Source organism: Extibacter sp. GGCC_0201 (genome assembly GCF_017566055.1).
GTDB lineage: Bacteria > Bacillota > Clostridia > Lachnospirales > Lachnospiraceae > Extibacter.
Window position 1 is genome coordinate 105,763 of the sequence record NZ_JABFCH010000005.1, and the last position, 18,991, is coordinate 124,753.

At 46.8% G+C, this 18,991-nt stretch carries 20 protein-coding genes and 1 pseudogene; 6 read left to right on the forward strand and 15 right to left on the reverse strand.

Features of this window, described 5'->3' with window-relative positions:
* Window positions 1-158: 158 nt before the first annotated feature.
* Window positions 159-494, forward strand: a complete 336-nt coding sequence (locus tag HJV72_RS04975; RefSeq protein WP_208069209.1) for a DUF3784 domain-containing protein — start codon at window positions 159-161, stop codon at window positions 492-494.
* A 4-nt stretch (window positions 495-498) separates the two neighbouring features.
* Here HJV72_RS04975 and HJV72_RS04980 read toward each other — a convergent pair whose 3' ends face one another.
* Window positions 499-1,326, reverse strand: a complete 828-nt coding sequence (locus tag HJV72_RS04980; RefSeq protein ID WP_208069211.1) for a MerR family transcriptional regulator — start codon at window positions 1,324-1,326, stop codon at window positions 499-501.
* Window positions 1,327-1,528: 202 nt separating this feature from the next.
* On the opposite strand from HJV72_RS04980, the gene HJV72_RS04985 reads away from it, so the two are divergent.
* A complete protein-coding gene (locus HJV72_RS04985; protein ID WP_208069213.1) occupies window positions 1,529-2,410 on the forward strand; it encodes a MerR family transcriptional regulator in 882 nt (293 codons plus the stop codon).
* A 48-nt stretch (window positions 2,411-2,458) separates the two neighbouring features.
* Here the strand turns inward: HJV72_RS04985 and HJV72_RS04990 are convergent, their stop codons facing one another.
* From HJV72_RS04990 to HJV72_RS05020, 7 genes are all read right to left on the reverse strand, one after another.
* Entirely contained in the window at window positions 2,459-3,385 is a 927-nt protein-coding gene (locus HJV72_RS04990; RefSeq protein ID WP_208069214.1) for a toll/interleukin-1 receptor domain-containing protein, read from the reverse strand.
* A gap of 215 nt (window positions 3,386-3,600) precedes the next feature.
* On the reverse strand, window positions 3,601-4,362 hold the full coding sequence (locus HJV72_RS04995; RefSeq protein ID WP_243765520.1) for an SDR family NAD(P)-dependent oxidoreductase: 762 nt from the start codon (window positions 4,360-4,362) through the stop codon (window positions 3,601-3,603).
* 20 nt (window positions 4,363-4,382) lie between these two features.
* Window positions 4,383-6,293 carry an oxidoreductase gene (locus HJV72_RS05000; protein ID WP_208069216.1) on the reverse strand — a complete coding sequence of 637 codons (1,911 nt, stop codon included), beginning with the start codon at window positions 6,291-6,293 and terminating at the stop codon, window positions 4,383-4,385.
* Window positions 6,294-6,326: 33 nt separating this feature from the next.
* A complete protein-coding gene (locus tag HJV72_RS05005; protein WP_208069218.1) occupies window positions 6,327-7,580 on the reverse strand; it encodes an MFS transporter in 1,254 nt (417 codons plus the stop codon).
* 32 nt (window positions 7,581-7,612) lie between these two features.
* Window positions 7,613-8,674, reverse strand: a complete 1,062-nt coding sequence (locus tag HJV72_RS05010; RefSeq protein ID WP_208069220.1) for a zinc-binding dehydrogenase — start codon at window positions 8,672-8,674, stop codon at window positions 7,613-7,615.
* Window positions 8,675-8,685: 11 nt separating this feature from the next.
* Complete coding sequence (locus HJV72_RS05015) at window positions 8,686-10,635, reverse strand: NAD(P)/FAD-dependent oxidoreductase (RefSeq protein WP_208069221.1); 1,950 nt, start codon at window positions 10,633-10,635, stop codon at window positions 8,686-8,688.
* A 17-nt stretch (window positions 10,636-10,652) separates the two neighbouring features.
* Window positions 10,653-11,975 carry a GntP family permease gene (locus HJV72_RS05020; protein ID WP_208069222.1) on the reverse strand — a complete coding sequence of 441 codons (1,323 nt, stop codon included), beginning with the start codon at window positions 11,973-11,975 and terminating at the stop codon, window positions 10,653-10,655.
* Between the two features lie 197 nt (window positions 11,976-12,172).
* Here HJV72_RS05020 and HJV72_RS05025 point away from each other — a divergent pair, with 197 nt between their 5' ends.
* On the forward strand, window positions 12,173-12,757 hold the full coding sequence (locus tag HJV72_RS05025) for a TetR/AcrR family transcriptional regulator (protein ID WP_208069223.1): 585 nt from the start codon (window positions 12,173-12,175) through the stop codon (window positions 12,755-12,757).
* An 87-nt stretch (window positions 12,758-12,844) separates the two neighbouring features.
* Here HJV72_RS05025 and HJV72_RS05030 read toward each other — a convergent pair whose 3' ends face one another.
* Together HJV72_RS05030 and HJV72_RS05035 are read right to left on the reverse strand one after the other, a co-directional pair.
* A complete protein-coding gene (locus tag HJV72_RS05030; RefSeq protein WP_208069224.1) occupies window positions 12,845-13,189 on the reverse strand; it encodes a transporter in 345 nt (114 codons plus the stop codon).
* 52 nt (window positions 13,190-13,241) lie between these two features.
* A complete protein-coding gene (locus HJV72_RS05035) occupies window positions 13,242-13,571 on the reverse strand; it encodes a winged helix-turn-helix transcriptional regulator (protein ID WP_208069225.1) in 330 nt (109 codons plus the stop codon).
* Between the two features lie 126 nt (window positions 13,572-13,697).
* On the opposite strand from HJV72_RS05035, the gene HJV72_RS05040 reads away from it, so the two are divergent.
* The 3 genes and pseudogenes from HJV72_RS05040 to HJV72_RS20305 all read left to right on the forward strand — a co-directional run.
* The gene (locus tag HJV72_RS05040; RefSeq protein WP_066578673.1) at window positions 13,698-14,216 is read left to right on the forward strand and encodes a nitroreductase family protein; all 519 of its coding nucleotides are present in this window, start codon (window positions 13,698-13,700) and stop codon (window positions 14,214-14,216) included.
* Between the two features lie 26 nt (window positions 14,217-14,242).
* The gene (locus HJV72_RS05045; RefSeq protein WP_243765521.1) at window positions 14,243-14,410 is read left to right on the forward strand and encodes an HD domain-containing protein; all 168 of its coding nucleotides are present in this window, start codon (window positions 14,243-14,245) and stop codon (window positions 14,408-14,410) included.
* A 292-nt stretch (window positions 14,411-14,702) separates the two neighbouring features.
* Window positions 14,703-14,806, forward strand: a pseudogene (locus HJV72_RS20305) (helix-turn-helix domain-containing protein); the annotation flags it as partial.
* 262 nt (window positions 14,807-15,068) lie between these two features.
* On the opposite strand, the gene HJV72_RS05050 reads toward HJV72_RS20305, so the two are convergent.
* The 5 genes from HJV72_RS05050 to HJV72_RS05070 form a co-directional block, all read right to left on the reverse strand.
* On the reverse strand, window positions 15,069-15,770 hold the full coding sequence (locus HJV72_RS05050) for a collagen-like protein (RefSeq protein WP_208069226.1): 702 nt from the start codon (window positions 15,768-15,770) through the stop codon (window positions 15,069-15,071).
* A gap of 296 nt (window positions 15,771-16,066) precedes the next feature.
* Window positions 16,067-16,363, reverse strand: coding sequence for a type II toxin-antitoxin system RelE/ParE family toxin (locus tag HJV72_RS05055; RefSeq protein WP_066578682.1), 297 nt, complete (start codon window positions 16,361-16,363; stop codon window positions 16,067-16,069).
* A 6-nt stretch (window positions 16,364-16,369) separates the two neighbouring features.
* Window positions 16,370-16,618 carry a type II toxin-antitoxin system prevent-host-death family antitoxin gene (locus HJV72_RS05060; RefSeq protein WP_208069228.1) on the reverse strand — a complete coding sequence of 83 codons (249 nt, stop codon included), beginning with the start codon at window positions 16,616-16,618 and terminating at the stop codon, window positions 16,370-16,372.
* Between the two features lie 296 nt (window positions 16,619-16,914).
* Complete coding sequence (locus HJV72_RS05065; RefSeq protein ID WP_208069230.1) at window positions 16,915-17,127, reverse strand: hypothetical protein; 213 nt, start codon at window positions 17,125-17,127, stop codon at window positions 16,915-16,917.
* Window positions 17,128-17,579: 452 nt separating this feature from the next.
* Window positions 17,580-18,659, reverse strand: coding sequence for a PDDEXK nuclease domain-containing protein (locus tag HJV72_RS05070; protein WP_208069236.1), 1,080 nt, complete (start codon window positions 18,657-18,659; stop codon window positions 17,580-17,582).
* Window positions 18,660-18,991: the final 332 nt, after the last annotated feature.

Below are 18,991 nucleotides of genomic sequence, written 5' to 3' on the forward strand. Positions count from 1 at the left end.
TATGATTCTACTCTATAAAGAAGCAGAAGAAAAGCAGATTCTCGGAAAAACGTTGCCTTTTCAGACGGTGTGTCACATAATAAAGATAAGCTTTCTCTGCCATTGAGCAGGAACGCTTCTATATGTAAATCATGATATCGCAGAAAGGATATTGGAATATGGCTGAACTTATTATCACTGTAATATGTGCCCTTCTGGCTGTACTCTGCCTTATATACGGCATATTTGCCTGGCATTACCGAGGCCCTATACTCATGAACAAGTATCTGCTCGCTTCTGAGGAAGAAAAACGGACTCTCGCAAGACAGCCCAAAGAAGAACGGAATGACGATTACAGGTATGCAGCCAAGATCTTTTTTGGAATTGCGCTCATGTGGTTCCTGGCAGGTCTCGGTATAATCATCGACATCCGTATCATGTGGCTCGCTGTCATCGCGGCTATCGTCCTCGTCATCTATGCACTTGCAGAACTCTTCAAGAACAATCGGAGCTAATACATTACTTATGCCGTCTGGAATGCCACGCCACGAAGACCGCTACCAATACAATGGTATCTGCAAGCAATACTACCGTAATATGCCTAACGGTACCATGTACATATAGCAGTGTAAATATCTCCACAGATACTGCGACAAGGCATAAGGAGTTCGTGATATAATCCGCCAGGCTGTCACTGAAGACCGTATGCGTATACAGCCATCTCCAGATAAACGGACGCAGCACATATCTGATGACAATACAAGCTGCCGGGTAGAGGAATATCACGTATCGTCCTGCCATCGAGCTGGCCGCTCCATGGCTCCATTGGATTGGAATCTCGGGGGGAAGATGCCGGTAGGACAGCAGCGCCGTAATCATGCTTACCACAAGCAAGACGCTCCACATGGCCATGCCTCCCCACAGGTAGAGGAACCCTGCAGAATCCATGCGGAAGATGTTCCTGCTCTTCTTCCACTGCTCTTGCAAATCAGGCACATAATGTTCCACATCCAGATTACTAAAATGAATCTCTTTATCTTGAAGCATCGCATCACACAGCCTTCTGGCATTCTCCAGGTCTTCCATCTGATTGTCCAGCCGCTTTGCCTGGCTCTTGACAGCTCTATAGAGAGACTGTTTTCCATCCATCAGTTCCCGGATAATCTCCAGCGGAATACCTAATGTCCTCAGATATGCTATTTTCCTGATGTTATCTACATCGGTTGCAGAATATTCCCGGTAGCCGTTAGAGACGTTCCGCTCCGGTACGACGAGCCCTTCTTTTTCATAAAAGCGGATATTTGATCTGGGCAGCTTCGTTGCCTCTTCTACTTCTTTTATTGTCATGTATTATCACCTTCTTCCTGTTAATTATAAAGTATCAACCATGTTTACAGTCAACTAATCTTCACTATTTGGCAAAAAATTATTGACTTACACGTAGCGTGATAGTGTACCATATAACTGAAGAACAACGCAGGATATACGCCGGCAGACTTCCAAGCCACGTTCTTTACTCTTTACTCTTTACGACAAGGGGCTGATTACGATGAAAACAACGAGACAGGTTGCAGAACTGACAGGCGTCAGTACACGTACGCTGCAATATTATGATGAAATCAATCTGCTGAAGCCATCCGAGCTTACCCCATCAGGCTACCGCCTGTACGACGACGAGGCCTTGCAGAAGCTGCAGCAGATCCTGTTTTTTAAAGAACTGGACTTTAAATTAAAAGAAATCAGAGACATTCTGGAAGATTCTGATTTTGACAATATCAAGGCTTTCAGAAAACAGAAAGAACTGCTCGAATTAAAACGGAAACGGCTGGATAAGCTTATCGCACTTTTGGGCAGGCTGGAGAAAGGAGAACCGTGCATGAGCTTTAAAGAATTTGACTTAAGCGAATATGTCGAGGCATTAGAAACATTTAAAAGTGAAAAAGAAGACGACGTCATCAAATACTGGGGGAGTGTCGAGAAGTTCAACGAATTTATCCAGAAGATAAGAGATGATGACGGCCATATAGCGGAACTTGCGGTCAAGCAGTTTGGCAGCGTTGAGAAATACACGGAGGCCATGAAATATAATCTTGAGCATTTCTCGGAACTGATGGAGAAGTCAGAAGAACTTGCAGACAGAAAAGATGAGCTAATGCAGAAAAGCGATGCTCTCTTCGCCCGTCTGACCTCTGATATGACGAGAGACGCCACCACCGGTGAGATTCAGGACATCGTCCGTGAGATTATAGAAGATGTGACCAAGAACAGTCTCGGCGTCGATATGGGGGATGGCTACTGGGATATCGTAATCGAGAGCTGCTCCCATGACGCTGTCCGGGAGATATACGACAAGAAATATGGGGCAGGTGCTTCTGACTATATCGCAGATGCGCTACGATACTATTTCCACAAAGAACTGCCCTCAAAATAGTAAAATGGCCGAACCCTGTCTATCGCACACATAGCAGGGCTCGGCTGTTCATACCTGTTCCAGTATCTTTCCGTATGTATATTTCATAGAATCACCAGAATACTCCATAATGAAATCATGATTCTGCGCGTAGCGAATCAACAATTCGTAATATTGCTCTTTTGTCAGCTTAGAGTGCCTTTGCTGCCAGTCTTCTATATCTTCGACTGCTCCTGTCGTATAGCCGAGCAAGAAGGAAAATATATCCCTTTTTATATCCAAATCGCTAAAATTAATTTTATTATCACGTATGAAGCTGATGTACGAACATGCGATAGCATTCCATATGAGAAACTCGTGGTCATAATCTGCATCTCTCGCAAAATCATATAAGACGTCCCTGTAGTCCATTTCTGTAATGTCACCTAGCACATCACAGATCAGCTTCGTAGCTATCACAAAATAATTCGGCAGCGTCTTATGCCTGACCTCCTCTTCCATATAGATATGTTCCAGCCCTATCTCTTTCTGTTCACTATACGGCAGCAATTTCCGGAACATCTTCTGTATACCGATGGAATTGATGACATCGGGCTTTACCGTCTCCATAATCTTATATGCCAGCTCATCAAGCCCGATATCCGTTGACAGAGCGAACTTATCTGCCAGGTAAGGGCTGTAATTCAGTACATCTTCTGCTTTTATTCCATGCCAGACAGGCAGGATTATCTTATCTCGCTTTGACACTTCCCTGCTTAGCAGGCTGCGAAGTTCGTAATCGGTCCAGCCCTTTTCAAAAAATGCTTTGCTCAGTATGATGATTCCGAATGTGGAATCTGCAAGGCCCCTGTCGATAGATCTTGACAAGCTGTCTCCAATCTTGAGTTCAAATTCATCATACCAGACTTTTAATCCATATTTCTTTAACGTGTCTGCCAGTTGTTTCACGACTGTTTCTTTATCCTCCGAAGCATGCGATATAAATAAGTCCCACATATCATCCACCGTCCTTTTACCATCCCTTATCCTGTGCAAGTATTATCTATAATTTTATTATACCTTATTAATCGTTAGCAGTTCAATAAGTATACCTTACTGAATACTAACATTTCAATAAGCTAGCCCTATGAAATGTCAGTAATCCAAGGAAGGGTGCAGAAAGCCAGAGGAATATTGTAATGCAATACCCTCTGGCACATGTTTTTCTTATACTAGATGCAAGTCATCCCCCCGTCTACCGGAAGTATCGCTCCATTGACGAAGGAAGATTCCTCGGCCGCCAGAAATACTACCGCAGAGTTCAGTTCTCCCGGACGTCCGCCCCGGTGCATCGGTGAATATGTATTCAGATAATCTGCAAAGAATTCCTTGTCCCACAGCCGTTCTGTGGCTTCAGAGCAGAAGAATCCCGGACAGACCGCATTTACAGTCACCCCTCTTCCTCCCCATTCGGCCGCCAGTGCGCGTGTATAATTGACGACTCCGCCTTTTGCTGCATGGTATGCGGAAGACGGTATCCGGAAGTTCCCTATCAGCCCGTACATGGAAGCGATATTAATCATCCTTCCGTAACCGGCTTCCAGCATGGCTTTCCCAAATGCTTTGCAGCAATGGTACATCCCGTTTAGAGACAGGTTGATCGTATAATCCCAGTTCTCCGCCGGCATCTCTTCTGCCTTTGCACCTTTTCCTCCTCCGGCGTTGTTCACCGCGATATCTATTCTGCCATATTCCTGCAGGATAGTTTCGGCTACCCTTGCCACGTCTTCTTGCTTCGTCACGTCGCAGACGACAGGTAATACACGCACGCCCCTTTTTCTCAAAAGGCAGGCCTGTTCATCCAGCAGCTCTCTCCGCCTTGCAAGAATGGCCAGGTCGGCTCCCTGCCGGGCCAGCCCATCTGCAATCTCCGTGCCCAGTCCCGCCGAAGCCCCTGTCACGACTGCAACTCTTCCTTTTAAATCAAACATCATCGCTCACCTCTTTATTGATGCTACATCATGCGGATTGCATGAAATCCTTCGTGTACCGCATTGATGATTTTACCCGGCTGTCCGGCATCTCCGATTACCTTGTAGGCTTTTACTTTCCCCGCTATCTCCTGTTCCAGCTGGTTCCGGGAACGGTAGCCTGCGGCGATAACGACGAGGTCCGCCAAAACTACTTGTGTCTGGCCGTCTTTGATGAATTCTACACTGTCCCCGTTGATCTTGCTCACCCTTGCGCCTGCATGGATGTTAATATTACCGGCGGCAAAGGCATCCCGCAGGCTCATCAGATTGTTGGCGGAATCATCGACTGTCGCAAGTATCTTATCCATCATCTCGATGATTGTTACGGAATGTGCAGTCTCTTCACAGTGCAGGGCGGTCTCACAGCCTACGAGGCCTCCACCTATGACGACTACGTTTCCCGTCGGCCTTTCTTTGCAGAGCACTTCCGTCGAGTTCTTCACGATATGAGAATCCGCTCCCGGAATCGGCGGAATCACCGGTTCCGCTCCGCATGCGAGCACGACCATATCATAATCGCCGCGGATGATCTCTTCTGGAACCGCTTCACAGTTCAACCGCACTTTTACCCCCAGTTTCCTTACCTGGTTTGAGGCATAGTTGACATAATCCATGACATCCTGCTTAAAATCAGGAGCGCCTGCTGCCAGCAGGAGACCGCCGAGCCTGTCCGACTTCTCCCACAGCTCTACATCCATCCCCCGCTTCGCGGCAGTCATTGCCGCCATCATCCCGCCCGGGCCGCCGCCCACGACGAGCACTTTCCGGTTCTGCTCGTCATGAGTTACCGGATAGTCTTCTTCATGATGGCAGTGGACATTAACCGAGCAAGTATAATATCTGCTCTTATGCCCCATATGCAGGCAGTTATTGCAGCCGATGCACGGAACAATCTCCTCGCGTTCCCCGTTCATCACCTTGTTGCCCCAGTCCGGGTCAGCCAGGCTTTGGTGCCCTATGGCAATAAAGTCAGCCTTATTGTCACGCACCACCTCTTCTGCCAGATCAGGATGGTTCAGCTTGCCCTGGGCGATGACCGGTATATTCACAGCTTCTTTTACCGCCTCTGCGGCAAAGAGCTGGCAGCCAGGCTTTTCATAGACGGTCGGTATCTGCCTGTACCACACTTCATAACAGCCGGTGTCTACATGGAGCGCATCTGCCCCCGCTTTTTCAAGCAACTTTGCTATCTCAACCCCTTCTTCCAGTTCCCGGCCTCCCTCATAGCAGTGTACGGGCGTGAACTTCACGATGACAGGGAAGTCATCCCCACAGTATTTTTTGATGGCCTGGATATTTTCTATCAGGAACCGGGTTCTGTTTTCCAGGCTCCCTCCGTACTCATCTGTCCGCTTGTTCCAGAGCGGGGTCAGGAACTGGTCGGCCAGATAGCTTCCGTAAGCATGCAGTTCCACTGCGTCTGCGTCCGCCTTCTGCGCCAGCTGTGCCGAATATCCCACCTTATCGGTCAGCGTGTGGATGTCGTCCACCGTCAGCTCCCTGCAGGTCAGATCCGGGAACCAGAAGGCAGGAATCGGGCTCGCCGAATACGGCGGGTCGAACGGATTGGTCCACTGGATCCGCCCAAGCCCCGGCCCAATCTGTACGCATACCTTAGCGCCGTACAGATGACACTTTTCAATCATAAGATTCAGCCGCGGAACATGCTGCGCCTTGTCCAGAAGTGTGGTGGAATATTCTTCGAATATCGTCGTAGACGCATTCCGCCCGGTGATGATCAGTCCCGTCCCCCCTTTCGCCCGTTCTTCAAAATATCTTGCCGTCCGTGTGGAGTAGCCGCCGTCCCCGTCATTCTGGGTCCCCATCGGCGCCATTACGATACGGTTCTTTACTTCCATCTTGCCTATCTTCATCGGTTCAAATAGTTTCATGTATACACCTCATTTTCTTTTACTACTTTTCGTTTATTTCTTTTCATTTCCCTTTTTATTCGTTCTGTCAGACAGGAAGAACATGGCGGCAATCGCTGCAATCATAAGCGGTATGTATATTTTCATGGCTGAAGCATAGGTTCCCGTCATATCGTAAAATGCCGCGATTACTGTACTCCCGATTGCGATTCCGCCGGAGAATACGCCGACGAAGATACCGATGAACGCTGCATACTCTTTGTTGCCGAAGACGCGTCTCACATGCATGGGAAGCGTGGAGCGGCCTGTCGCGATTCCGACACCGGTAAAGACAGCAACCAGATATATCATGTTCAAGCTGGATGGCGATGTCAGCAGGATGATACACGCTATCGTGAATAATATCATCCCTCCCGAGACGACATATTTAACCGGAATGCGGTCCGCCAGCCATCCGAGGATAAACGGTAGAATCATATTCGCAGTGTACATAGGTGCCAGCGCCTTTCCGGCCGCCGCCGCGTCAAAGCCCAGATCCTGGACATAGATGGAGATGATGCTCATGATGGAGTAGACGATGATACCGATGAGCAGCCACACGACGATCGTTGTCCAGAAGCTTACCGTTCTCATGCCTTCCTTTAGTGTCAGCCCCTCTTCCTCCACTGTTGCTGTGTCTTTCTTATCCTCTGCGTCCGCTCCTTCCTGGAATGCAGGACACACGCCTACGGACGACGGCTCGGAGCGGAAGAAGATTCCGATGATGGCTGTGGTGATGATACTGATGACCGCAGCAATCAAAAATGACTTCCTCCAGCCATATGCGGCAATCCATCCGCCTACCATAGGGCTGAATATCGTACCGCCTATAGCCGCCATCGTAATCGTAGCGCCGACAAGAAATCCCGCGTGTTTTGAAAACCAGGCATTTATAATCGTCCCGCCCACGGCAGAAGCCAGGTAGGCAAATGCGATACCAGTAAGGACTGCCGCCAGATAAAGGACTCCCAAGCTGTTCGCTTTTGAATAGACGAACATGGATACGGACATGACCGCGCCGCCCATCACGAGGATACCTCGTAGGTTAATCTTTTTCTTGAACCAGCCAAGCGTCCAATTCGCGACTGCACAGACGAGGCTCATCGTCGTCAGCGTAAGGGCATAGCTTGTTCTGGATAGGTCCATGTCTTCTATGATAGAGCTTGTATACAGGCTGAGCGGATTGTAAATCATCCCTGTGAACACGAGCTGCATGATGCATGTTGTGACAAGGGCTACGCCTGCATAATAAATTGTCTTTTTCTTCATATGTGTATTCCTCCGTTATATTTGTCTCATTCCTAAGATTCCGTACCATTTACATACACGATGGGTTTCACCACGCTGTCATCCTTATGCATCATGAGCGCAAATGCATCCTCAATCTTCTCCAGTCCGTAAAACCGCTGTGTCACGAGCTTTTCCGGGTCAAACCTTCTGCAGGCTATCATGGCCAGAAGCCGCTCCAACCGCCTTCGGCCTCCGGGGCAGAGCCCGCCTCTGACCGTCTTATGCGAACACCATCTGCCGGATTGAGCCGGTGTAATGGCAACTCCCTCTGGCTGGGCCACCAGATTCGACAGGATCCCTCCGGACTTGACCAAATCCAGGCATTGCGTAAATGTATGCGCATTACCGCCTGCCACGATACAGCAGTCAGGGGCCTGTCCCTTCGTCAATTCCAGCACCTGCCCTTTGATGTCTCCTGCTTTGTAATCTACGCAATCGGTCGCCCCGTAATATCTGGCGAGCTCAAATGTATGGGGCCGGTTTCCGACGGCGATGACTCTTCCGGCGCCTCTTAGAACGGAACCTGCTATTGCCATCTGTCCTACCGGACCGATTCCGCACACGACGACGGTATCGCCGTATGCCACTTCCCCCAGTTCCGCACCATAGAAACCGGTCGTCACCATGTCGCCGGTCATCAGGGCCTGAGCCACCGTGACCCCTTCCGGAATGACCGCTGTATTCATATCCACGTCCCGGATGATAAAATATTCCGCAAATACGCCATCTGTCCTGGATGCCCATATCATTCCTGCATTTGTGCCTCCGCTGTTCTGGGGCAGGCTATCCTGCACCTCGCATGTCCGCCAGTCTGGAGTCGTGGCACCTGTGGCCACGATATCGCCTGGCTTTACATGTGTCACACCTTCGCCGACCTCCACGATTTCCGCTACCACTTCATGCCCGAGTATCCGCTCTGCCGGCATCATCGGATTCTCAAATAGATGAACATCCGAGGTACATGGCGCAAGCGCTACGGGCCTTGCCAGCGCCTCATATCTTCCCGGTCCGGGGATGTCTTTTTCTATCCATCCCATCCGCTCTCCCGGAACAGCTATTCCATATCCTTTCATCTTCTTCCTCCTCAACTATCTAACGTGCTCCCTGCAAAATATCCTTCGCGCACTGCCAGCCCCACCCGTCCGATGCGGCTGCAGTCCCCGACTGTGCGTACCTTCCATCCATACTTTTGCTCCAAGGCATCTGCCAGAGCATGGTCGGAACGCATCCCGAAAGCACTTATCACCGTATCCGCTTCCAGAATCCGGGAATTATCGTCCTTATCCACTATATGTACCCTGCCTTCTTCCACCTGTTCCACCCGGCAGCCTGTATAGACATCTATATCCTGCTCTTGCAGCATCCGCTGCATGGATGCCCGGTTCATCATAATCATGTTCGGCGCCAGCTTGTCCATCATCTCCACAATGACGGGCCGTTTCTTATATTCCATGGAAAGCTCCAGCGCACAGTCGCATCCCGACAGGCCGCCTCCGCAGATGACTATCCGTTCCCCCTTCACCAGCTCTTTATGGCGGTGGGCATCAAGTACGCTGATTACATTGCTGCCGTCCATTCCTTTTACAGACGGGGTAAATGGGACAGCCCCTGTCGCTACTATCCATCTGTCATACTGGGAAAGTAGAGGGTCATCCGCTTTTACCTCACGGTTCAGCAGCACCGGCACGCCAAGCTTCTCAAGCTGTACCTCATAATATGCCAGCAGCGCTCTTAACTGGCTTTTGAACTTCGGAGTGGCTGCTGCTGTGAGCTGTCCGCCTATCTGCCCCTCCTGTTCATATACGGTTACCGTGTGGCCGCATTCAGCCGCGACACGTGCGGCTTCCAGCCCTCCCGGCCCGGCGCCTATGACACAGACCCGCTTGGGCAGCCTCGTCTTTTCAAGCCGGAACCACTGTTCCTGACATGCCTCCGGGTTGACCGCACAGCTGAGCATCGACATCTTGAACGCCGCGGTCCGTCCGATACAGTCCTCGTTACATCTGATACACGGACGGACCTCCCTGCGCCTGTTCTCCCGGAGCTTCTTCGGCAGGTCCGGATCTGCAATCAGCCCACGCCCTATCATGGCGAAATCAGCATCACCGGCTTCTATCAGATGCTTTGCCGTCTCAGGCGTATGATTGCCCGCGTTCAGCACCGGAACGGATACCGCCGCTTTGGCTGCCCGTGCGGCATAGGCCATACATGCGTCGCCGAGATATGCCGTCGGAAAGATATAATCAATCGTCTCATAGCTGCCTGCATCCACGTCAAACGCCGCCACGCCCTCCTGCTCCAGTCTGCGTATTATCTCCACGCTGTCCGCTATGTCACGTCCCCCGTCCGTCCTGTGGTCCATGGAGATGCGGAACAGTATCGGCATATTCCGTGGAATCCCCTTCCGGATTGCTGCGATAATCTCTCTGGCAAACCGGGTCCTGTTCTCTACAGAGCCTCCGTACTCATCTGTCCGCTTATTCCAAAGCGGCGATAAGAACTGGTCCACCAGGTAACCGGCATGGGCGTGGACTTCGATTGCGTCGAACCCGACTGCGGCCGCATGCCGCGCCGCTGTTGTGAATGCATCCATCATCTGGGCTATCTCTTCCTTCGTCATCTCATGACAGATGATGGACGAATCAAGTGCCGCCGGTATAGCTGATGCACTTATCGGCTTATTGAAGCGTTGCGGAAACGCATTTCGCCCCACACCACAGGATAACTGTGCACAGATCTTGGCCCCGTACTGGTGTACCTTTTCACATAACACGGACAGCCGCGGCAGGGAGGTGCTGGGCTCTATCGTCCCTTCGATACAGCCGGACGCCAGTTCCGGGCTGATGAACTGGCAGCCCAGGATTATCATGCCGACCCCGCCTTTTGCCCTGCGTGCATAATAATCAATGCGGTTTTCTGCTATCGAGCCGTCCCCATAAGCCGCATTCGTCCCCATGGGGCACATGACGATACGGTTTCGTATCTTCAAATCACCAATCTTATATGGCGTAAACAATACATCATAATTTTCCATTTTTCCCTCCTTACTGGTTATACGAGCGCCGGAAACAACGCACATATGGCCGTCACCGTAAACGTGCTGATTGCGGTCGCTATGACTGATATCACGAACACGGCCGGGTAGCCGTCGCTGATCCTCACCTTCGCATAGGCATGAGCCATCACTACCGTTCCGGCATATGGCATCGTATCTAATATCGCTCCTGCAAAGGATGAGATACGATGAACCGCTTCCGCAGATACCCCGGCTGCTTTTATGGCAGGGCTGATAATCGGGAGTGCTATGGCCTGTCCCGTCGCAGATCCGCCGCAGAGCATACACATGAATGACACGCATACGATAAGCAGCACATACGGGTTCATATCCAGGTGTACCAGACTGTCCACGATGCTCTGGAAAGCCGCCGTATCCTGTACGACAGTGGAAAATCCGATAACAGCGCAGATGCTGATGGTCGCTGTCACGCCCTGGGCGATGCCTCTTCCTGCCATGCTTTTTATGTCTCTGCCCGGAAAATATCCGTATAGCAGCACAACGCTGAAAGCACAGGTGACTGCAAGCGATATATTGATATCCCATTTCATGATATTAAACAGTACAAACAATACTGCCACGGGAAGCAGCGCCTTCCACATATACGGACGCTTTTTCCCTTCGTCAACAGCCCTGTCCATGTCAACCTCCGGATGGAACCTCTCACCTCTCTTGATGCCGCGATTGATAACCAGGCTCAGCAGCAAGACCATTGCAATGATTTCCACGACAGCACCTATGATTCCCGGAACCAGACCGGCGGTGGATGAAGTTTCCAGTATCTTCATCGGAATCGTGTTGCCCGGCTGCGGGCTTCCCGGCAAGTCGTTGGCAAACCCGAGGCAGCCGCCCAGTATCGCCGCCACTATATATCGCTTAGGGATGTCGGCCAGCCGGAATAAGGACAGTGCCACAGGATATATGACCATCACGATTAAAGAGGCGCCTACGCCGGCGAATTCAAGCGCCGCGCTGATGATGATCAGCACGAAGAGGACCATCCTCCTCTTCTGGCTCTCCGTAAGGCTGTCCCGGATAAAGAATCTGGAGATTCCAAGCGCCACGGTCAGGCCTGCGCCGGTGGCAGAGTATATCTCCGCCAGCAGCGCCCCGAAGAGAAACTGACCGAAGTAAGTGGACAGAAAGCCTCCCATCCCCGGAAGGTAGCCTTCCAGATAGGCATTTGTAACAGGCATACCGTTCAGTAAAGCGACAATCAGTGCACCTGCGATAGAGGCGATTGCAATATGCCACCCTCTGTAAGCCAGGACGCCCATCACGATAAAGCCAAGCAGACATCCAATAATACCTAATGTCATCTCTGTTCTCCTTTGTAATTTGTTAATAGTTGCATTTAGAATATAATTCTAGAATCTAATTCTATTTATTTGAATCTATCATATTGTGAAACATTAGTCAAGCATAAAGTAATAGTTTGCCGGTTATTTGACTAATTATTTTTGATGTAGTATACTTGGACTGCAAAAAAGGTATTATTTAGCAAATGAGGTCTTATATGGAGCACAAACATTCTGCTGAGCGCCGTCAGCATATTTACGACGCAGCTATCACGTTATTCAAGGAACAAGGATATGACAAGACGAAGATCAGTGATATATGCGAAGCGGCCGGGGTGCCGGTCGGCTCTATCTATCACTACTACAAGAACAAGGCGAGCTTTCTTCTGGACTATGCCAAGACTCTCGGCACGAAAGGACATCAGATACTCGATGACAGCGCCCTGGATGAAGATCCGGTAGAAGTCCTGTCTGAATATTATACTTATAAGGCTTCTATCCTGGATGAGGCCGGCCATATCCTCTGCCGCAATATCAACGACCAGTTCAACAGCATCTGGATGAGCAACCATGAATATAACGAATATTCAGGAGTGCGCTGCCTTACCCCTTTTCTGGAAAAAAGGATTGCCGCCGGGCAGTTTAAGATACACTATTCCGCCGAAGATGCCGCCTGGCTTATGCAGGCACTGTTCCAGGGGTGCGTCTCTTACTGGCTTCAGATGGATGGTACGATTGAATTGAAAGATATCACAAAAGAAAGGTTCCTACCGATTGTGATAGAGAACCTTACGAGAAATTAATGCGGCGGCCCCGTTAAACGCGCCGCCGTATGTAAAGCCCCCTCACATCAGCTGCGAGGGGGCTTTGCATCTGTATTCAGATGTAACTTACTTTTTATCATTGTTCCGTCTCAGGAATTCTACAAAGGCGAAGATGATAGATATGACAGTCAGAACTGCTACAATCAGCTCAGACATATTGTTGGCATATTCGGTCTTCTCCGGCATCACCGCTCCGAGAATCAAAAAATATATGCACCATATCAGTCCTAACGCAAGTAAAAGCATTGTGAAAAATTTAATCACAGATGCCGCCTTATCCATCATTTTTTTAGTTTTGATTCTGCGTTCTTCCGGATAACTCCTTTTTGTAAACAGCTTAATGCTGCCAATCAAAGAGCCGCCGATAATACCTGCAGACAAGCCTGCACAGATAAAATATGCTATTTTCATTCTTTCCGTATCCTCTTCACAATTTAAGGTTCCACATGCTATGTAGATTGTTTCATCCAAATGTATCTTTCAGATACTGTTCTCCCCAGTTGCACATCTCTTCCAGAATAGGCGCCAGACTCTTTCCGAAATCTGTAAGCGAATATTCGGTTCTGGGCGGCACCACAGGATAAACTTCCCGATGTATCAGACCATCCTTTTCCAGTTCCCTGAGCTGCTGGGCCAGCATCTTGTCCGTGGCTTTCGGCATCCGCCTGTGCAGTTCGCTGTACCGCAGCGTACTGTTCATAAGATGCCAGAGTATTACTGCCTTGTACTTCCCGCCAATGAGCCGGATTGTCGCCTCGACCGGACAGGTAAAGCTATTGCATGTTATAGCCATAAGCTGCCTCACTTTCCTTTTGGGTATTATCTACCTAAATTGTGCGTTCTTGCTCTTTCATTTATATTGTTTATAATTATAGTATAGGTTAACCTGAATCACAATAGGAAAATGGAGAGGAAAGATATGAACTTTTTAGACATTGCAAAATCACGTTATTCTGTAAGAAACTATACGGACCAGCCAGTGGAGGATGAGAAGCTTCAAAAAATCCTTACCGCTGCACATGTCGCCCCAACTGCAGCCAACCTACAGCCGGTGCACATCATAGCCGTCCGGGAAACTGACGGACTGTCCCGGATATCAAAGGCCGCCAACATCTACCATGCGCCTCTGGCACTTATCGTCTGCACGGACAAGACAAAGGCATGGGAACGGCCCTTTGACGGGATGAGAACGACAGATATCGATGCTTCCATACTGACCGACCATATGATGATGGAGGCAGCGGACCTGGGCCTCGGTTCCGTCTGGATCTGCTATTTCAAGCCGGATGTAATCAAGAAAGAATTCCGGCTCCCTGAGCATCTGGAACCGGTCAATATCCTGGCTGTCGGGTATGCTGATGGAGTACCGGCAAGCCCGGACCGCCATTCATCCACCCGGATTCCTTTAGAGGAACTGGTATCTTATGAAAGACTATAAATGCAGCATCACCCTGACAAGGGTATATGCCGGCCCTGCTGAAGCACGCGCTGGCTGTAGAGGCGGTCACGGCCCGTTTCGCCAGGCTGGACGGCGAGGGCGAAGAAGCGTGGGGCACCGCAGGTCTGCTGCACGATTTGGACTATGAGAAATTTCCGGAAGAGCATTGTAAAAAGCAGAGGAAATCGGGTTAAAAAGTAATTTGTAGCTGTCGAAAAAACCTTACCGATATTCAGTTTCACTGCTGAAAATCAGTAAGGTTTTTATAAATTGTACAGAAGTACAACTTCTCTCTATTCCTTAATATGCACCCTATCCACGGCAACTCCCACCGTCATACCATCCTGCTCTAGCATACAAAACATATCAAACTCTAAGCCCGCCCTTTCCCGGCTCAAGAACTTACTCCCACCTTTTCCGTCTGTTCTCCCAACGCATGTCTCTCGTCCGTCACATCTTTTCTATCAGCATGACCTTGCCCACTAACTGCAATTAGCCGGGTTCAACATGGATAAAATATCATTACCCGCATAGAAACAAACAAAAGATATGTAACTCATTTAGAATTGAAAGCCTTAACTGAAATATTCCGTGATGTCTTTATCTTCTTTCCCCGGCTACTTCCATTTAGCAAATTATCCGCACAGATATTCTATTCCCCTATTCACTCAAATCCGTTAACCTTATCCGACTGGAAAGCAATAGACTTCTCCTCCAGTGCCAGTTGAAAGCATCAAGAGACTTTGGTAGAATACCTGTAGCGATTGATTTAAATATTCCACCAACTCTCTGGACACCTCACCCCCTCCGTCAGTCTGGCGGACAGACATATATGTCCGTCCGCTTCATACTCTAACTGAAAAATAAATCAATACTGCACGAGGAAATAAAGGTGATATTGTTTTCAGCCTCATTAGCAAGTACAATCATACCGTATTCATTTCTAATAACTGTTCCCGTTGATGGAGTTTGAGTACTAGTGGTTATAACAACGTCAGATGTTCCGACAGGCAGGAGAGAACGAATCGTTGCTTCGCAATCGGCGCAACAGTCTGCCGGAACGGGAACCGGTTCCGGTAGATAAACAATGGCATCATTATACATTGCATTGTTTATCTGAATTGTGTCGATGCTGCAGGTGGACAAATATTGCTCAAAATTTTGAGGATTTATTACTACAAATACTCCGGTACGCCCGTTTGGTCCTGTAATCAAAGAGCCGGGACGGCCAACAACTGCATCACCACTATTCAAAGTGACAAACAGATTATTATCTGGATACAGGGTAATGATTTGTTGGATTATATTTCTTAGTTGCTCACTACAGCTACAACAGGCAGAGCTTGTATCACCGGCAGGGCCGGCCGGACCTTGAGGTCCCTGGGGACCAGCCGGTCCTTGAGGTCCCTGGGGGCCAGCCGGTCCTTGAGGTCCCTGGGGGCCGGCAGGGCCTTGGGGACCACGGCAGCAGTGATTACAACCACAACCGCCGCAAAATGCACAACTCTCATTAGTATAACATTCACAATCGTTACAATCAGTATATTTTTTCATATTAACTCAATCCTTTCGTATAAACATGATGTAGGTTCAGTAGATCCACAAAATACTTAGATATACGTGTACCTATAGCATCTTATGCTGCAGGATGGCAAATCGTTCTGTTATCTATATAATAGGAAAATGGTAAAACGACAATGGGTAAAAACCGGCAACAGGCCGCCTTGATATTTTGCGAGTAAAAAGGTCTTGCCAAATTGATTTCACTCAATTCGGCAAGACCTTTTTCGTTGGTTTAAATATCTTTTAATTGCCGACTACGCGAACCCGGCAAGAATTCAATTCTTTTATCAGAACAAAATACTTGTAATATCTTGGTATCTGTCAATCACACAATATATCTCAACACAATCTTTTTTGATAAGATAAAGTGTGATATAGTTTCCATGTATCAGATACTTATAATCCGTTTTGAAGCTTACTCGCTTTGACAAATCTGCTCCCATTGTCGGGAATTGCTGTAGATTTTCAAAGCTTTTGTAAATTTCATCTACTGTCTTTCTTGCTGCTTCCGCATTGTCCTCTGCGATATAATCCCGAATTGCTTTCAAATCAGCCGCTACAAGAGGATTAATCCTTAGTTTCATTAATCGTTATTCCTCCATTGCTGACTTCAGTTCATCAAGTCTCATCCAACCTTTTCCATCTGTAACAGCTTCTTCTGCTTCCAGCAATTTAGCCAACAACTTTTTCTCTGCTCTGTCTTTTTCATAATCCTCTATATCAAGGACTACAAATTTTCCTCTACCATTTTTCGTTAAGAAAACCGGCTCTCCTACCTGACAATTTTTAAGCACTTCATTATAGTTTCTTAAATCAGATACTGGTAAAATACTGGGCATATCATCATCTCCTTCTCTGACACATATTATTTCTGCTTACATCTTTACTATACAAAAAGATGCTGTAAAATTCAACTTAAAATTTTACAGCATCCATGTTCTTATTTAATTGAACATGCAATGAATATTTTAATCATTGTACTATATCTTGTGCTTTTCTATTTCTTTTAAAGGATTTTATTTCTCGCACCACTGGTGCGATTTTTTGCAACTTATTTTTTATAATCTTATCCCTGCAACACATTATGTCCCCTATTATCACTTTCACTTTTTTCCTTTTTCTTAAGCTCACGCATTTATTGGAATTTATTAACCATTTCCCATTCTAACTCTGAAATAATATCTATTCTTGTATAATGAATATTGTTACACAACTTTCTATTTACTTTAAATCCAGCTTTTTCATTAATACTATCCTCTATTTCTCTTTTGATTTCTCCAACCATTGGAGTATCCATATTTTTAATGTTACTTCCAAATTGTCCAATTAATATTGCTTTAAGTTTCATCAATGAATGTGATATATTTATGCAAAAACTCGTATTACTTCTGTTGCTACATCTTTCTTTTTATCCATTATAAATCATTCTACACACTCCTTAAAGTCCTCTGTATGTCTCAATATTGTTTTTCCACATCTTAAAATTAACACACACTTTTCTAAAACCTTTTCCTTGGCAACAATAATTTTAAATTTTAAATTTTAAATTGAAATAGTAATAAAATACCAAATGACAGGCAATCCTTAGATTACCTGCCATATAAAATAAATTATATACACTTGTATCACTCGAACTCGCAAAATCAAAGTTGACTCTATACAATTTTGTATAGGCCCTTTGGTTCTATTTGACTTTATCTTATTTAAACTGTCCTAATCCTATGGTCTATCCAAACTGGTGTTATCAATTTGTTATCAGCTAAATGTTATCACGCTTAAAATTAGTCTACAGTTTGTTGACTAATTTTCGTCTCTCATCTTTGCCACCTCTAATTCCAATTCCTCTATTGACGGTAAGCTCTTTTGATATTCTTTCTTCAACACCGTTTCAAGTTCATATTCTGCAATGCCAATAGGTTGGGCTATCTCTTCAAGCGAATACTCTGCAACCACATTATCTTTGTCTTTACATATCAGCAAGCCAATAGCAGGATTATCTTCTTCGCCAGTTAACTGCTTATTAACCGCTGTAACATAAAAATTTAATTTTCCGGCAAATTCCGGCTCAAACTTCTTCGTTTTCAACTCAACAACTACATAACAATGCAATTTAATATGATAAAACAGTAAATCCAAATAAAAATCCTGCTCTCCAACCTTCAAATGTATCTGACGACCAACATACGAAAACCCTGTCCCAAGTTCTAGTAGAAATTGTGTTATCTGACTAACCAGCGCATCTTCTAAATCTTTTTCATCATAACTTTCCCGCATGGACAAAAAATCAAAGCTATATGGATTTTTGAGTGATTGTATAGCCAAATCAGACGAAGGAGAAGGAAGTTTCTCTTTAAAATTTGTAATTGCCTTTCCTTTTCGCTCATATAATTTTCCTTCTATCTGATGAACCAACACATCACGACTCCAATTATGCTCTAACGTATGCTGCGCATAAAAAATGGCTTCTCTGACATCGCTACACTTGAATATAATACGCTGATTATGTCCCCATGGAATGCTTGTTATTAATTTTATGATTTCCTCGGAAGTCATTTCGTCTACAACCTGTTGACCATTTATAACATCCGCATAAAACCGATACCATAAACGCATTGTTTTCAAGTTTGTTTCTGAAAATCCGGTCATATCTGGAAATGCTTTTTTCAAATCGACACTCATCTGCTTGAGTAATCCATCACCCCATCTAGCATTTTTCTGTCGTTCTACAATATCTGCTCCTATGTGCCAATATAATCCCAGTAATTCCCGGTTCACTTTTACAGATGCTTTAATCTGACTGCTTCGGATTTTTTCTTTAATTGCAGTGAGCCATTCCTTATATTCGTTGGTCACTACAAAGCCTATCTCATTTCTTTTCATAATCAGCCCCACAGTATTCTTCTTTTTGCCTTCTTCACATAGTTATCTCTTTATTATAGTTCCGTTTTTCTACATCCACTAATCGTTATGTTTGCTACATTGAAACTTATCATAATAGGTTGGCGCACACATCCTCTACTGTCTACAAGGCTACCCGTTAATAATTTGCATAGATTCAATGTCACTCGAACTCGCAAAGCAAAAACGATTTCTATACAATTTTGTATGGGCATTTTGGTTCTATTTGATTTTATTTTTCTCCAACTGTCTAATTCCTATGGTCTATCCCAACTGGTGTTATCAATTTGTTATCAGGGAAATGTTATCAACTC

Bases quoted from the DNA above. Each gene is read 5' to 3' on its own strand.
- HJV72_RS05035 (WP_208069225.1), bottom strand. From the start codon at position 13,571: ATGGCTATAACATGCAATAGCTTTACCTGTCCGGTCGAGGCGACAATC.
- HJV72_RS05000 (WP_208069216.1), bottom strand. From the start codon at position 6,293: ATGAAACTATTTGAACCGATGAAGATAGGCAAGATGGAAGTAAAGAAC.
- HJV72_RS04990 (WP_208069214.1), bottom strand. From the start codon at position 3,385: ATGTGGGACTTATTTATATCGCATGCTTCGGAGGATAAAGAAACAGTC.
- HJV72_RS05015 (WP_208069221.1), bottom strand. From the start codon at position 10,635: ATGGAAAATTATGATGTATTGTTTACGCCATATAAGATTGGTGATTTG.
- HJV72_RS05060 (WP_208069228.1), bottom strand. From the start codon at position 16,618: ATGCCCAGTATTTTACCAGTATCTGATTTAAGAAACTATAATGAAGTG.
- HJV72_RS05045 (WP_243765521.1), top strand. From the start codon at position 14,243: ATGCCGGCCCTGCTGAAGCACGCGCTGGCTGTAGAGGCGGTCACGGCC.
- HJV72_RS05020 (WP_208069222.1), bottom strand. From the start codon at position 11,975: ATGACATTAGGTATTATTGGATGTCTGCTTGGCTTTATCGTGATGGGC.
- HJV72_RS05050 (WP_208069226.1), bottom strand. From the start codon at position 15,770: ATGAAAAAATATACTGATTGTAACGATTGTGAATGTTATACTAATGAG.
- HJV72_RS04995 (WP_243765520.1), bottom strand. From the start codon at position 4,362: ATGATGTTTGATTTAAAAGGAAGAGTTGCAGTCGTGACAGGGGCTTCG.
- HJV72_RS05005 (WP_208069218.1), bottom strand. From the start codon at position 7,580: ATGAAGAAAAAGACAATTTATTATGCAGGCGTAGCCCTTGTCACAACA.
- HJV72_RS05065 (WP_208069230.1), bottom strand. From the start codon at position 17,127: ATGAAACTTAAAGCAATATTAATTGGACAATTTGGAAGTAACATTAAA.
- HJV72_RS05055 (WP_066578682.1), bottom strand. From the start codon at position 16,363: ATGAAACTAAGGATTAATCCTCTTGTAGCGGCTGATTTGAAAGCAATT.
- HJV72_RS05025 (WP_208069223.1), top strand. From the start codon at position 12,173: ATGGAGCACAAACATTCTGCTGAGCGCCGTCAGCATATTTACGACGCA.
- HJV72_RS05040 (WP_066578673.1), top strand. From the start codon at position 13,698: ATGAACTTTTTAGACATTGCAAAATCACGTTATTCTGTAAGAAACTAT.
- HJV72_RS04980 (WP_208069211.1), bottom strand. From the start codon at position 1,326: ATGACAATAAAAGAAGTAGAAGAGGCAACGAAGCTGCCCAGATCAAAT.
- HJV72_RS05010 (WP_208069220.1), bottom strand. From the start codon at position 8,674: ATGAAAGGATATGGAATAGCTGTTCCGGGAGAGCGGATGGGATGGATA.
- HJV72_RS04975 (WP_208069209.1), top strand. From the start codon at position 159: ATGGCTGAACTTATTATCACTGTAATATGTGCCCTTCTGGCTGTACTC.
- HJV72_RS05030 (WP_208069224.1), bottom strand. From the start codon at position 13,189: ATGAAAATAGCATATTTTATCTGTGCAGGCTTGTCTGCAGGTATTATC.
- HJV72_RS05070 (WP_208069236.1), bottom strand. From the start codon at position 18,659: ATGAAAAGAAATGAGATAGGCTTTGTAGTGACCAACGAATATAAGGAA.
- HJV72_RS04985 (WP_208069213.1), top strand. From the start codon at position 1,529: ATGAAAACAACGAGACAGGTTGCAGAACTGACAGGCGTCAGTACACGT.